Source organism: Arcicella sp. GW822-FHT02H01 (genome assembly GCF_058802005.1).
The window spans coordinates 42,042-56,675 of sequence record NZ_JBXANT010000003.1; the positions used below are offsets into that span (position 1 = coordinate 42,042).

The 14,634-nt window shown below is 36.7% G+C and carries 11 protein-coding genes; 4 read left to right on the top strand and 7 right to left on the bottom strand.

Annotated features, from left to right (window positions below):
* Positions 1-6: 6 nt before the first annotated feature.
* Positions 7-2,202 carry a PepSY domain-containing protein gene (locus AC1RNE_RS21685; RefSeq protein WP_492804114.1) on the top strand — a complete coding sequence of 732 codons (2,196 nt, stop codon included), beginning with the start codon at positions 7-9 and terminating at the stop codon, positions 2,200-2,202.
* 98 nt (positions 2,203-2,300) lie between these two features.
* Entirely contained in the window at positions 2,301-3,206 is a 906-nt protein-coding gene (locus AC1RNE_RS21690) for an FAD:protein FMN transferase (RefSeq protein ID WP_492804115.1), read from the top strand.
* An 87-nt stretch (positions 3,207-3,293) separates the two neighbouring features.
* Here AC1RNE_RS21690 and AC1RNE_RS21695 read toward each other — a convergent pair whose 3' ends face one another.
* The 3 genes from AC1RNE_RS21695 to rbsK all read right to left on the bottom strand — a co-directional run bounded on the left by AC1RNE_RS21695 (position 3,294) and on the right by rbsK (position 6,858).
* Positions 3,294-4,286, bottom strand: a complete 993-nt coding sequence (locus AC1RNE_RS21695) for a GRP family sugar transporter (RefSeq protein ID WP_492804117.1) — start codon at positions 4,284-4,286, stop codon at positions 3,294-3,296.
* A gap of 20 nt (positions 4,287-4,306) precedes the next feature.
* Positions 4,307-5,872, bottom strand: coding sequence for an ADP-ribosylglycohydrolase family protein (locus tag AC1RNE_RS21700; RefSeq protein ID WP_492804119.1), 1,566 nt, complete (start codon positions 5,870-5,872; stop codon positions 4,307-4,309).
* A gap of 80 nt (positions 5,873-5,952) precedes the next feature.
* Complete coding sequence (gene rbsK / locus AC1RNE_RS21705; RefSeq protein ID WP_492804121.1) at positions 5,953-6,858, bottom strand: ribokinase; 906 nt, start codon at positions 6,856-6,858, stop codon at positions 5,953-5,955.
* A gap of 149 nt (positions 6,859-7,007) precedes the next feature.
* Here rbsK and AC1RNE_RS21710 point away from each other — a divergent pair, with 149 nt between their 5' ends.
* Positions 7,008-8,492, top strand: a complete 1,485-nt coding sequence (locus AC1RNE_RS21710; protein ID WP_492804123.1) for a hypothetical protein — start codon at positions 7,008-7,010, stop codon at positions 8,490-8,492.
* A 12-nt stretch (positions 8,493-8,504) separates the two neighbouring features.
* Here AC1RNE_RS21710 and AC1RNE_RS21715 read toward each other — a convergent pair whose 3' ends face one another.
* From AC1RNE_RS21715 to AC1RNE_RS21725, 3 genes are read right to left on the bottom strand one after another with little or no spacing between them, the layout of a single operon-like run.
* The gene (locus tag AC1RNE_RS21715) at positions 8,505-9,314 is read right to left on the bottom strand and encodes a sugar phosphate isomerase/epimerase family protein (RefSeq protein ID WP_492804125.1); all 810 of its coding nucleotides are present in this window, start codon (positions 9,312-9,314) and stop codon (positions 8,505-8,507) included.
* Positions 9,315-9,357: 43 nt separating this feature from the next.
* Positions 9,358-10,194, bottom strand: a complete 837-nt coding sequence (locus AC1RNE_RS21720) for a phytanoyl-CoA dioxygenase family protein (protein WP_492804126.1) — start codon at positions 10,192-10,194, stop codon at positions 9,358-9,360.
* A 22-nt stretch (positions 10,195-10,216) separates the two neighbouring features.
* Positions 10,217-12,403 (bottom strand): glycoside hydrolase family 36 protein, encoded by a 2,187-nt coding sequence (locus AC1RNE_RS21725; RefSeq protein ID WP_492804127.1) that lies wholly within the window; start codon positions 12,401-12,403, stop codon positions 10,217-10,219.
* Positions 12,404-12,538: 135 nt separating this feature from the next.
* On the opposite strand from AC1RNE_RS21725, the gene AC1RNE_RS21730 reads away from it, so the two are divergent.
* On the top strand, positions 12,539-13,420 hold the full coding sequence (locus AC1RNE_RS21730; RefSeq protein ID WP_492804128.1) for an AraC family transcriptional regulator: 882 nt from the start codon (positions 12,539-12,541) through the stop codon (positions 13,418-13,420).
* A 10-nt stretch (positions 13,421-13,430) separates the two neighbouring features.
* Here AC1RNE_RS21730 and AC1RNE_RS21735 read toward each other — a convergent pair whose 3' ends face one another.
* Positions 13,431-14,624, bottom strand: a complete 1,194-nt coding sequence (locus tag AC1RNE_RS21735) for a Gfo/Idh/MocA family protein (RefSeq protein ID WP_492804130.1) — start codon at positions 14,622-14,624, stop codon at positions 13,431-13,433.
* Positions 14,625-14,634: the final 10 nt, after the last annotated feature.

The window sequence follows — 14,634 nt, forward strand, 5'->3', positions numbered from 1 at the left end:
ATATTTATGATAATTTCTCTTTGGAGATACAGCCACTTAGTATTGGCTGTATCTTCTTTTCTATTTTTAACCTTAGCTGCTGTGACGGGTCTTATTTTGGCCTTTGAACCCGTAGTCAATCCTACTAATACCTATCGGGTCAATGATTTTTCACAGATTACGCTTGCTCAGACACTTCCAATCCTTAAAACAAACTATCCAGACCTTATTGAACTAACGGTCGAACCCAATAATGTAGTAAGCATCAATGGTAGCGATGTGGATGGCAAAAATATCCATGCTTATATAAATCCATTAACGGGAAAACTGTTGGGTGATTACCAAGAAAAGAATGCTTTTTTTCAATGGACAACTACCTTACACCGCTCTCTTTTTTTGCATGAAACGGGTCGTTTAATAATGGGCTTTACCGCATTTATCCTATTATTAATTACGCTTTCGGGACTGATGTTATTAATCCAACGACAACGCGGTATCAAGCGGATATTTACGCGTATTGTCCGAGAAGACTTTGCTCAATATTACCACGTAGTACTAAGCAGATGGGCTATTATACCGATTATTATCATTGCCTTTACAGGAGCACATCTATCCCTGAACAGATTTGGAAGCAAAGAGGCTCCTAAAGTAAATCTTGACGTAAACCTTGACGATATCAAAACTCAGCCAGTACAAAAGATAGCAGATTTTACTTTATTTAAAAATATCAAACTTTCAGAAGTAAAGAGTATTGAATTTCCTTTTTCGGAAGATGTAGAAGAGTATTATGTTATCAAACTTAAAGACAAAGAACTTGCAGTAAATCAAATTACGGGAGATGTACTTAGCCAAGTAGTATACCCTACCTCACAGCAACTTGCCGACTTAAGCTTGTTGATACATACAGGTAATATCAATATTGTTTGGGCAATTATTTTAGCCTTGGCGTCTGCCAATATTCTCTTTTTTATTTATTCAGGATTCTGTATTACTTGGAAACGAAGAGCTACGTCTATTAAAAATAAACATTCAGCCAAAGAAAGTAATTTTATCATCTTGGTTGGTTCTGAGAATGGTAGTACTTTCCGCTTTGCTCAAGCTATTTATAATGAACTAGATAGTCAGGGGAAAACAGTTTTTATGGGCAATATGAATCATTATGCTCTTTTTCCTAAAGCTGAACAACTACTGGTTATTACTTCTACCTATGGACTAGGAGAAGCCCCGAGTAATGCACAAAAATTCAAATCATTGCTCGAACAATACCCTCAGAATCAGTCAGTACGATTTTCAGTAGTAGGTTTTGGTTCGCATGCCTATCCAGATTTTTGTAAGTTTGCCTTCGAAGTAAATCATTGGCTATTGCATCAGCAGTGGGCTAAACCATTGGTTGATATACATACTATCAATGATAAATCTGAGCAAGAGTTTAGTATTTGGGCTGAGGCTTGGTCGCAACAAGCAGGCATTCCTCTTTCGCCTAAAATGGTAAAAGCAGAACCAGCATCATTGGAGTCTTTTGAAGTGATGGACACTACTGCTGAGAAGTCTGTTGATGAGACATTTTTAATTCGTTTTGAAGCTAAAAGAAAATTGCGTGCAAAATCTGGCGACTTACTAGCAATATATCCTGCAAACGACCATCGGGAAAGACTTTATTCTGTTGGTGTATGTGAAAAGCAGATACAGCTAAGTGTAAGACTTCATCCTGAAGGACTAGGCTCTGGCTTTTTACATAACTTGAAGCCAGGGGAAACTATTCAAGCACGGGTTATTCAAAATAAGCATTTCCATTTCCCTAAAAAGGCCACTAGCGTAGTGATGATTTGTAACGGAACAGGTATTGCCCCTTTTTTAGGAATGATTAGCCAGAATAAACGAAAGGTTCCTTGTTATCTTTATGGAGGTTTTAGACAGCAAATATCTTTAGAAAAATATGCTCCCATTTTAGAGTCATCTTTAGAAAATAAAAGTCTGGTTCAACTTCATACTGCTTTTTCACGAGAAACGACACTTGATAAACAATACATTGGTGAGTTGATAGCTAGAGACAGTGATTTCATCGCACAAACATTATCTTCAAAAGGAGTGATAATGTTGTGTGGGTCATTATCTATGCAAAAAGGTGTTATTGAGATTATTGATGAAATCTGTCAATCACAACTTGGTAAGGATGTTAGTTTTTATCAGTCTAGAAGCCAGATACTAATGGACTGTTATTAAATAATTGGAAAGAAAGTATGAGAAAAATATTGATATGTCTTCTCCTGATAAATTTTAGTACGACAGCACAAGTGTTGCGAAAAAGGACGGTAAAATTGATGGGAGGTCGATTTGATATTACAATAGTAGCCAAAGATTCCCTATATGCTGAAGAAAATATAGATACTGTTATTGCTGAAATAACACGGATAGAGAATCTTATTTCAGACTGGAAAAGCGATACTCAAATTTCTGAAGTAAACAGAAATGCAGGGATTGCACCAGTAAAAGTTAATCCAGAAGTATTTCGATTGACTGAACGAGCTATCCATTTTTCTGAAATAACCAATGGCGCTTTTGATATTAGCTTTGCAGCGATGGATAGAATCTGGAAGTTTGATGGCTCAATGACACAAATGCCTACTCCTGAAGCCATTAAGAAATCAGTTGAAAAAGTTGGATACCATAATATTATATTAGACCCCAAGAACTCCACTATATTCCTAAAGCTAAAAGGCATGAAAATTGGCTTTGGAGCATTAGGAGAAGGATATGCTGCCGACCGTTGTAGAGATATGATGCTAGCCAAAGGCATTAAGGCTGGTATAGTAAACGGCTCTGGCGATATGAGTACTTGGGGGAAACAACCCAATGGAAAACCTTGGGGCGTAGGGATAACCAACCCCATCCATAAAGACACGATATTTGCTGTTATACCGCTCTATAAAAGTGCCGTAGTCACTTCTGGGAGTTATGAAAAATATGTAATTTTCAACGGCAAGCGATATGCTCATATTATCAATCCCGTTACGGGATATCCAGCTACTGGATTATGCAGTGTAACAGTTTTGGGGCCTAGTGCTGAAATGGCCAATGGTTTTAGCACATCTGTGATGGTGTTGGGCAAAGAACTTGGGCTTACTCTTTTAAAAAAATATCCAGCCTATAAAGCCATACTTATCACAGATAAAGGCAAGATATACTCTACTCCTAATATCGATATCAATAAGTATAAATTGGAATAGGTATTTATATTAAAGTAGAGAGTGAAACTGGTTAAAATAATCCTCTGAATAAGCTAGTAAATAGTCTATTCAGAGGATTTCTTATTGTTATCTAGCCAAAATAATCATTCCTAATCCTAAGAGATAGAAAAGTAACATTATATTGAGTAAAACATTAGTGCTTTTACTCGTATTCTTGAATTCTTTCCAAACATAAATCCCCCAAATAGCGGCTACAATAGTTGCTCCTTGACCAAGTCCATAAGAAATAGCAGGCCCAGCTTTTCCACTAGCAATAATATTGAATGCCATCCCTAAACACCAAATCGTTCCACCCAAAACTCCGATACTATGATTTTTGAAACTCCCTTGCCAATATGCCTTGTAGTTGAGCGAATCGCCCACAAACGGACGATAAATCAATGCTGTATTGAATATAAAGTTGCTTAATAATATTCCGATGGCAAAAAAGAAAATAGCCGTATAGGGACTCAATTTCCCAACTTCTGGTACTTCAAAATCTGGAAACATGGCTTTGGCGACGTATTTATAAAACAAGCCCATCAACAACCCACTTATGACTGATAGCACCAATCCCTTCGTTGAGACCTTAGCACTTTCCGAAGAAGTACGATACACTTTTGCATTGAGCAAAATTGCCAAAGTGATAAACGCTACTCCTATTGCCAAAAGAATTCCATTGCCTAGGGGATGGTCTAAATAATTCACAATTACGCCAATGACTAATGCTAAACCAATGCCTACAGGAAATGCCACCGACATTCCAGCAATGGCCATTGCGGCAGTTAGTAAGATATTCGCAGCGTTAAAAATAATACCGCCAATAATGGCAGAACCAATATTTTCGTTAGAAGCTTGTTGGAAATCACTCAAGAAATCCCTTCCTTTTTCACCGTGACTACCAAGGGTAATTGCCAAAATAAAAGATGTTAGTAGAATCCCTACTACATAATCCCAATAAAAAAGCTCGAAACGCCAGTTGTTTGCCGTGAGTTTTTGAGTATTTGCCCAAGACCCCCAGCAGAGCATCGTAATTAGACAGAAGAATACAGCCGTGGAGTAATTTTCAATGATAAACATGTTTTCTAGTATTGAGTGGTTTATTGTTTTGGCTTGATAGGCTGACCAAATCTAAATACATTTTCATTAGCTGTACTACTAGGTTGATCGCTATAAATTAAAATATCTGTTATCCTACAATCTTGTTCAGCAGAAGGATTCAATAATTTTAGCAATACAGTATGTTTTCCTTTTGGAAGTTTGTACTTCCATGTCAACTCATGTCTTCTGGTGGTAAATGAAGTGGGTAGTTTGGCTGTTTCGAACAATTTCCCGTCGATATATACTTCCATCTCAAAAACATAATTACTGGTTGATGCCCATTTGGCTGTTTCGCCTTTTACAACAAAGCCCGTTCCTTCAAAGTCAAAAGAATATTCATCTTTCAAAGATTTGTACACATACTTTCTGTCGATAGGATAAGTGTTGTCGAAACTTTTTTCAAATGGTACTGCTACTGGAATTTGTAATGGAATAGTTACAGATTCTTTCAAAATCTTTCCTCCGTTGCGTTCTATATTTAAAAGAGCATGTTTGTATCCAACTTCATAAACTTTGTTCAAAGACGTAGAAGTATATTTAAAGTCGATGTCTTCCGCTTCTTTCAAACCCATTTTCCAATAAGCTGGAATGGCATCGTAGCCCAAGATTGTTCCTAAAATTCCTCCTGCCGACGACGGATTGCAATCAGCATCTTGTCCACAACGAGTAGTAATTTCCATGGTTTTGGTAAAATCTCCATTGCCGTACAATAGACCTACTACTACATAGGCAGAATTAATGGTAGCATCAATATTAAAAGGGGCAAAAACGCCATCTGGACAGCCTACGTCTTGCGACCATTTATTTTGAATTTCGTACCAAGTTCTTTTCCAGTCGTTCGGATACATTTTATGCCATTTAATGACATCCGCAATGCATTTATAATAATTGCTTTCTTTCGGAACAGTTTTTAACGCTTCCTGAACTACATAGCGAACATCTTTCGAGACAAAAGCCAAAGCATAACAAGCACCTAAATAAACCCCACCATAATAACCATCGCCATAATTCATAATATGCCCGATTTTATCAGAAATTTTAGAGGCTGTATTTGGCATGGCAGGAGACATCAAGCCTGCGAAATCACATTCGATTTGATAGTCTATACAATCAGCATGTGGGTTGTTTTCCCAATAGCCTGACTGTGGGGGCATGATTCCGTTCAAAATATTGCTTCTTCCTACTTGATTAGCATGCCAAAGAGCATAGCCTGCATTGGCATAAGCTTTGGCATGAGCATTTACTGGAGCATCAAGTCCTTCTTTTTCAAATACTTCTACAAAGGTTAAATCCATGTATAAATCATCGTAGAGTCCGGGGTTTTCTAACATCATTTTTTTGAGATAACCATCATACCAAGGCACAGGTTGGTATTCGTTGATGATTGTCCCATTATATTTGAATTCCATCGGTCCTCCAAAGGTTACGCCAATGGTTTGTCCAGCCCAACCGCCCTTTATTTTATTTTTAAGGTCTTTCTGAGAGAGGGTAATTGTTTTTGCCGTCTGAGCAATGCTACAGCATGCGGTTGAAAGTAAAGCAATGAATAATAGTATTTTTTTCATGTTTATAAATCTGATTTTCAATAGTTTTACGATTAAAGTAGTCATGGAAAAACTCACAACAATTATTAAATCACCATTCACTAACTCACAACTAATTCCTTCCGATATGGAATAGAAGACTGTGCTCCCATTTTTTTCACCGAGGCTGCTGCTGCTTTGCAGGCAAATTGTACTGCTTCTTTCAAAGACATTTTTTCAAATAGTCCTACTGCCAAAGCACCGTTAAAACAATCTCCTGCGGCGGTCGTGTCAACGGCTTCTACCTTTACTGAATCGACCATTCCTTCAAATTCATCAGATAAAATATATGCTCCTTTTGAGCCACGGGTAATCACTACATGCTTCACCCCTTTTTCTCTGAGAATATTAGCGGCTTTTCTGAGTCCGTCTTCATTGACAACAGATATTCCAGTAAGGATTTCTGCCTCCGTTTCGTTAGGAGTGATGACTGTTAAGTATTTTAAAATTTCCTCTTTGAGTGGAGTCGCGGGAGCAGGATTGAGGATAATAGTAGCTTCGGTTTGATGAAATTTATTAACCACGTATTCCACCGTTTCAAGGGGTGTTTCTAATTGCATCAAGATTAAATCATCCTTTTCAAATATGGCACTAGCTTTGTCTATATTGGCTGGTGATAGAAACGCATTTGCCCCAGGAGCAACCGTAATGCAATTTTCTCCTTGCATATCTACATTAATTAAGGCAACACCCGAAGGTTGTTCTGCATCAGTAAACACAAAATCTGTCTGAATACCTTCTTTTTCAAATTGCTGTAAAGCCATTTTACCAAAAACATCATTACCGACTTTGCAGATAAAAACCGTCGGACAGCCTAATCTAGCAGACGTAACTGCCTGATTTGCGCCCTTCCCTCCTGGATTCATCAAAAATTTTCCGCCCATTACTGTTTCTCCTGGCAAGGGTAATTTTGGTGCTTTTATCACCATATCTGTATTTGAACTACCAATTATAATAATCTTACGCATTTGTATTCTTTTTTTTATACAAAAATACCTTTTATTAGTTCAATTAAAAGTAGAATTTTTATCATTTCTAGTTATGGCTAAAATTAAAAATGATAACCTTTATTTGTATTTTTAACATTTAAAGCTAATAATAACTATACAATATAAATATGGCTAAGTCTGAACTCTTACTTTTATATAAATTAATACAATCTTTATCAAAAGCAGAGAAAAGGTATTTCAGGTTAACGACACAGATACAGGAAGGGGCTAAAACTTTTATGCAACTTTATGATATTCTGGATAGTTGTTCAAATTTTGAGGAAGAAGTAACTCAAAGAGTAACAAATGAACTCACATCGAAATCTATAGAACCAGCAAGAAAGTATTTGTATGCCAATATTTTAAAAAGCCTGAGATTATTTGAAGAAGAAAATTCGCTTGAAAGTCAACTTTTAAACATGATTCAGGAATGTAAAATCCTGTTCAATAAAGGGCATATTGATTTGTATAATAAGCGATTAGCCAAAGCGATTCATCTTGCTGTTAAACATGACAAACATCTTTTCTACTTATTACTCAGCAAATTAGAATTACAAAATTTGGTAAGTCTACAGTTTGCAGATATCACGGAAACAGCGCTTATACGTAAGCAGGAACAATTCAAGACCTTATTAAAACAAGAAAATATCCATCATGAGCAAGCGATGCTTTATGAAATCCTCTGGTTTAGGTATCTTAAAAACGGGATGGTGAGAAGTTCGGCAGATATTGAAAAGCTCAATGATTTATTGTTGGAAGAAAGTCAGATTTTACAGCAAGCAAGACAAAAAACATTTGAATCAAAACGATTACACTTACAATTTCAGTCTACGTACTTTTTGGCAGTAGGCAATTCAAAAGGGAGTATCGCTATTTTTTATGAATTGATAGATTTATTTGAGCAACATCAAATACTCTGGATAGATAACCCAATGTATTACATCTATTGCATTGAAGGTATTTTAACCGATTTGAGGGCTATGGAAAAGTGGGAAGAGATGACTTTTTTTATAGAGAAACTCCGAAACATTCCTTCACTCAATGAGAGTACCAGATACTATTTACAAGTACTTATTTTTTCATATCAAGTTAACCTTCATAACGATTTAGAGCAAACCCAACAAGGACTTGAATGGGTAAACAATCAGCTAAACGAAATTCAAAAAAGCATAGTACAAGTACCTGCCAAGCTTCAAGTCAAAGCTTATTATGCCTTGGCTAGGCTTTACTATTTTACAAAAGATTATACCATAGCACTGCAATATGTGAACGAGATTCTAGCTTCTTTTCAAGAAGACCTTGGCACATCATTGTATGCAGAAATCAGGATATTGAATTTATTGATTCATCATCGTTTGGGTAATTTTGATTACTTGAGTTATGATTTGGTATCGCTAGAAAGAAAATTGAAAATAGAAAAGAAATACCATGCTCTTGAAAAAGTAATCATTCTAGTGTTCAGAAATGTATTTACATTGAATGGTCGTTCTCAAAAACTATGGAATACGTTTAATGACCTCTCAAAAATGCCTTATCATCAACCCATTATCAAAAACCTGAAATTAGATAAATGGGTATATCGTCAATTGTTTGAGAAGCATCGAAACGAATAAATCTACCACCAATTAAGCGTTATATCTCTCTTTCAACAAATTCATCATAAACACATTTATTTCCCATTGGTTAGCTACAGGCATTTGGGTATAAGGCAGCACGGGCATATAAGTAGCTGGGCCAAACTCTGTAGTGATAGTCAGCTGTGTTCCTTGCTGTCGATGTGTTGCTACAACTTTGTCCCACCAAGATAAATGTGCTTGTAGTACTTCTTCCCATTCTGGAGCACGTGGGTCATTTACCTGTGGCCCTTCTGGATGACCGACTCTACTATGAATATGATTGGTATGAGCAATGGCCTTGGCTACAGCTTCTTGCTGATCATCTAATAATGATTCGTGGACGTTGCACCAATGAGAAATATCTAAACAAATCCGCAAAGCTGGGATTTGAGTTAGATATTCCTGCGCAATATGGGCTGCAAAAAGACTTTTACCTCGATGAGTTTCATGAATAATTGTAATGCCTGTTTCCTCAGATATTGTACTCGCTAAATCAAATAACTGCTTGTTCTGTTCAAAAGTAAAATAATCTTTCCCTGTTTGGCAGTTAATGAAAATAGGTTTGGCCGAAATAAGGTTTCTCAAATGTTTCTCATAGTTCTCAGCATGTTCGCCTAAATCTTTTTCATGAGATTGCCAATATTGCCCGATAAGCTCAAGCTCAAAATCATTTAAAGTAGCCAGTATTTCAGCTTTTTCTTTTTCATCAAAAGGGAAAGCCATTTCTACACCGTCGTATCCTGCTGTCTTTACATTTTGACAAAAAGTTTCAAATGGAAGTACATTGCCCCATTGAGGAGCATAAAATTTAATATTCATGAGTGATGGTTTACACGTTACTGCCGTTAATTTAGTATTATATTTACTTCAAAGCAACATCTGCTTCTTTTACTAAAAATTCAGCTTCATCTTCCCTCAATCCAGCTGTTTGCCAAGTTAACAATGCTTCATCTGGCACAATATCAATTGGAGTAATGCTCGAATTAGAAGATGCCGAATCGTTATAAGGAATATTAGACGCACGATTATAACAAGAAATCATTGACCAGCGGGGCTTATCTGAAAGGTTAGCTTCTGAACGATGTAAAAGGTTACTATGAAAAAGCAACACATCTCCACCTTGTAACTCCACATAAATTAATTCCATCGTTTTTAAGGCTAAATCCACATATCTTTGCGATGCGCCCACTTGCTCACCCGAAAAACCATGTTCCACTCTCCCCATTTTATGGGAGCCTTTGATAACCTGTAAACAACCATTTTCTTGATTGGCATCTGTAATGGCAACCATTACCGACATCATTTGGTCGGGCAATAAAAACTCATTTTTATACCAATAGCCATAATCTTGGTGCCACTCCCAAGCCCCTCCTACTCGTGGTTCTTTTTGCATCAGCTTAGAATGGAAATGACAAACTGATGCGTCTCCGTCAAGTAATTTATCTACAGTATTAATCAAACTATTGCCTCTGGTTAGCAATCCATATACGTCATCCCCTGGTTTGTACCATAACGAAAGCTTACTCCTTTTTCCTGAACTATCATTTACATTAATAGCATTTTTACTCATTATGCTATCCTCTATCGCTATTTGGTATAGTTTTGAAACTTCCTCTTGGTTAAAGAAACCTTTTAGAATCAAGTATCCATCTTGATTGTATTGCGCTATCTGAGTAGCCGTTAATGTTTGTTTTCCCATGTTCTTATTTTTTAATGTTCCTTTATTGCTTAATTACTTCAAAAAGTTCTCCGTTATATTTTTCATTGATTTTCACCTTAAATCCAATAGAGGATAATTGACTACCTGTCATCTGAGTGATTTTCTTGCCAGAAATTGCTTGTTTGATAAGGTAAGTTTTTTCAGGTTGTAAGAGTGTGATGAATATTTGCCTTTCGGTTTCTAAACTACCATGCTTAAATACTCCGATTATTCCTCCTGATTTTGTTTCTGTATTGATGCGCTGAAATCCATCCCATTGTCCTTCTTTCGGTTCACCCAAACCTGCTAAATCTTGCCTATAGCTCATGATTTGATGTTTGTTTTCCATCAATTGTAACCAATCTGCATAAGTTCTATATCGCTTAAAGTCTGGAGCTGACAGTTTTCTTGGGTCACCTAACATGATGGGCAAAGCACCTGCAAGCGATTTTATGTGCATTTCCCAACCTGTATCTTGCATCTCGGGGTTTCCAATAACTAATGCCGTGGCTGGAATAGCAGGCGAACGCCACCACGCCATATTTCTTACTCTTAAATCGACATTTTCCTGAGGCGGGCCATAAAAATTAGATAGCCAGTTTCCTTCAGCATGTTTCAGCATGGCGTAATCTATCAATTGTAAACCACCCATTGTTTCAAAAGTACAATCGATAAATAGGCTTGGCTTGGTCGCATGCAATTCGTCAAACAACTTCCAAACACGTTCATAGTTTACATAAAATGACTCATGTTGGTCTTTGTGATTAGCGTGATTGGTAGCATAACAACCTGTATTTTTATGACCAAATCTGTAGGGACTGGTAACAACTGTAAAATCGAGTTTTAAATATTCTAGTCCGTATTCTAAGGATAATTTCATCAAAACGTTTTTGATATAATCGTACCAACCTGTACTAAAGCAAGCCGTTCGCATTTTTAAATCATTCTCATGCAAATTGGCAGGTTGTTGATTTTCATCTAATACAAACCATTCTGGATGTTCTTGATACACTTTGCTATCTGGCGAAGCACTACCTACACTTACCCATAAGCCGGGTTTCATCCCTAACGATTTGATGTAATCGAACACAGGTTTTAAACCGTTAGGAAATTTTTCCTTGTCAATAATCCAATCTCCATAGTTATCATTCCAGCCATCATCTATCACAAATTCTTTCATTCCCGCATCAGCGGCAGCTTTTGCCAGTTCCATGACCAATTTCTCATTAATGTCCTTATGAAAAGGTACCCAAGTATTATATACGAACGTTGGCTTTTGTGATAATTCAGAAAGACGCGTGCCTAAATGTTTTCGCACAAAGTCTGGCACAGCCGTATTCAGTATCTCGTCGGGGTCTTTATGATTATTATACACCATCGTAAAGACCTGTGGAGACTCAAAGCTTTCTCCTTGTTGAAGGTATTTTCTGAAAGGAAACTGTGCATCTTTATGGGTCAACCCACTACAAATAGTGGGTTCTTGCCAAAAGACAGATGTATGTTTAATTACTCCAGCAGCTTCATTGCCAATAACCATCCCTTGTTGCCAATCGCTATTATGAACCGTCAGCAAAGCATCTTGCATATTACCATCATAAGGACCAATAGAACGCCTTCTTCCATAATCATGGCAAATCCAACTAAAGGTTGTGGCAAAATACCCCGTAATATTAAACTTCTCAACATCTACAGATTCTAATGAAACACTTTTGGTTGATAAGTTCTTAATAATTAAATTTTTACGAATGACAGGTAAGTTAGGATACAACAAATAGTTAATCGTAAGTTCTACTTGTTTATCTTCACTTAACAACCTGACCGCTACACCCTCGCCTTGTTTAGTATCTGTAATTTTTTGAATACTTCCCAAAGTCCAATTATCTGTACCCGCATAAACTTTGTTATTAACCTCAAATTGAAACTCTGGATTATTTTTTTCGAGGTACTTAAATTCCCCTATTACAGGCTTATAAGAGGTAGTGCCAAAACTGCCTGATAAAGTAGGTAATTTTATATTTCTCTGGACAAATCCATTGTTTAATACCAATTCATCAGTATTCCACTTTGCATACGATTGTTGTGCTTTTACAAAACTTGGGTTGAAAACGTTAAATAGTATTATTACTAACAAGACAGTAATTTTAAGTACGTCGTAATGAACACAATAAGTGTTTTTAGTTCGCTGAAAGCTGTATTTGCTTAAATCCATTTCTTATTTTTGTATATAATATTTTTATATTTTATTGATACAAAATTCGTTTTTTCAAAGAAATAATAACTAAACAATTTTATTAATTACATGGATTATTTTACTTTTATCAAAACTGACTAACACAATATATTTATGCAAAAAAGTAGAGGCTTTGAAGGAGAATTAATTATAGAAATTCCAACACTAGCAATTAATAAAAGTAGAGCGTTGCCCTTAATTCATTCGCTTTACATTACCCGTATGGGATTTTATCCCAAAGCTTTGCACCATTATTACCAACGTCCGCTAGGTATTTCAAAAGTCATTCTGATTTACTGTACTCATGGAAAAGGACGAATTCAGCTTCAACATAAAACAATCAGTATTTCGGCAGGAGAAATATTTGTTATTCCTAAAAACGTACCTCATTCTTATGTAGCTGATGCTCAGAACCCTTGGACAATTTATTGGTTTCATCTCGACGGAAATAATGCCGATGATGTCGTAAAAGCTATTATGAATGATAGTGCCGAAAGTGTTCAAGTAGGCTTTTCCAATGAGCGTAATGACTTATTCAAACAGATTACAAATGCATTATTAAAGGGCTATAGTGCCAACAATCTGCTTTTTGCCAACCTTTCGCTATCTTATTATTTATCTACTTTTATTACGACAGAACATTTTCAGCGTGTAAACGATACTTATTCCGTGGTTAGTTCTACCGACAAAGCCATCAAGTTTATGCAAGAAAATCTTGCTAATACGCTTACCCTTGAAGAAATTGCTCAATCTGCCCATCTTTCTATCTCCTTTTTCTCTAAAAAATTCAAGGAAGATACTGGCTATGCACCGATTGAATATTTCAATCATTTACGCATTCAAAAAGCTTGTCAATTGCTTCATTTTACGGCTTTGCGTATCAATGAAGTAGCCTCAGCAATTGGTATCGACGACCCATTTTATTTTTCAAGGTTATTCAAACAACAAATGGGTGTTTCACCTGTTCAGTACCGTAAAGGTGAACCCAATCATTGATAAATAACATTTAAGCCAATGTTGATACTTCCACAATTTCTCCTGTATCTTTCTTCTTTAAAATCACCTTTTTATCTCCATTAGGGAGTACTTCTTCTTTTACCAACCAATGGTCATTGTCATACTCTTTGTAAACAGAGGGCTTTGTTTGTCCAGTCAATCCTCGCCAGATAGGTAGTTTCACTGTTTCCCATTGCTTGCTTTTTGCAGAGATAAAGGCAGCATCTACAATGGCATTTACTACGTATCCATCATAAAATGTTTCCTGTGGCTCTCGCTGGTTTTCAATCGCATCAAACATATCGGTAAACATATTGGGATAGCCCAACTCGTGGGCTTCGTCGCCTACTGGAAATAGCCATCCATTATTTACTTCTGCTTTTTCAGCTACATAGCCTGCTCCTTTGCCTGTGCTAAAAACTTCAAAACCTGTACGTAAAAAGCTATTCAGCCAAATAGAACCCTCGGTCCCCACTACCTCATCTCGCAAATCCATTCCCCCTCTGAAAGTCCAGCTTACTTCAAACTGACCAATCGCTCCGTTTTCAAATTTCACTAGACCAATGGCATGATCTTCCGCTTCAATTGGATGTACCTGAGTATCAGCCCAGCACATTACTTCAATAGGTTTTATATCTTTTCCAATAAAATTTCGACTGATTTCTACACAGTGACAAGCCAAATCGATGATGGCTCCACCACCAGATTTTTCTTTATCCCAGAACCAATCACTATGTGGACCAGGGTGTGCTTCTCTGGATTTTGTCCACAATACCCTACCAATACTTCCCTGTTGTACACTAGCTACTGATTTCAAAAATTTGGGGGTATAGCATAAATCTTCAAGGTAACCTGCAAAAATGCCTGCCTCTTCTACTAAATGTAACATTCGTTCAGCCTCGGCTGCTGTTCTGCCCAAAGGTTTGGTACATAATACATGCTTTTTGGCTTTGGCACAGGCACTTACGGCTATTTCATGCAAATAGTTTGGTAACGAAATCAGCACAACATCTACCTCTGGATGGTTAATGGCTTCTTCCATATTATCAGTAAAATGCTGTAAATGATAATCGTCAGCAAAGCGTTTAGCTTTGTCAATATTACGAGAGTAAACCGTATAAATAAAGTCTTTTCTTCTTTGGGCATGCAGTGAAGTAGCATAAAAACGGGCAATAAAACCCGACCCCAACATGGCAATTTTCATGAGCTAAATA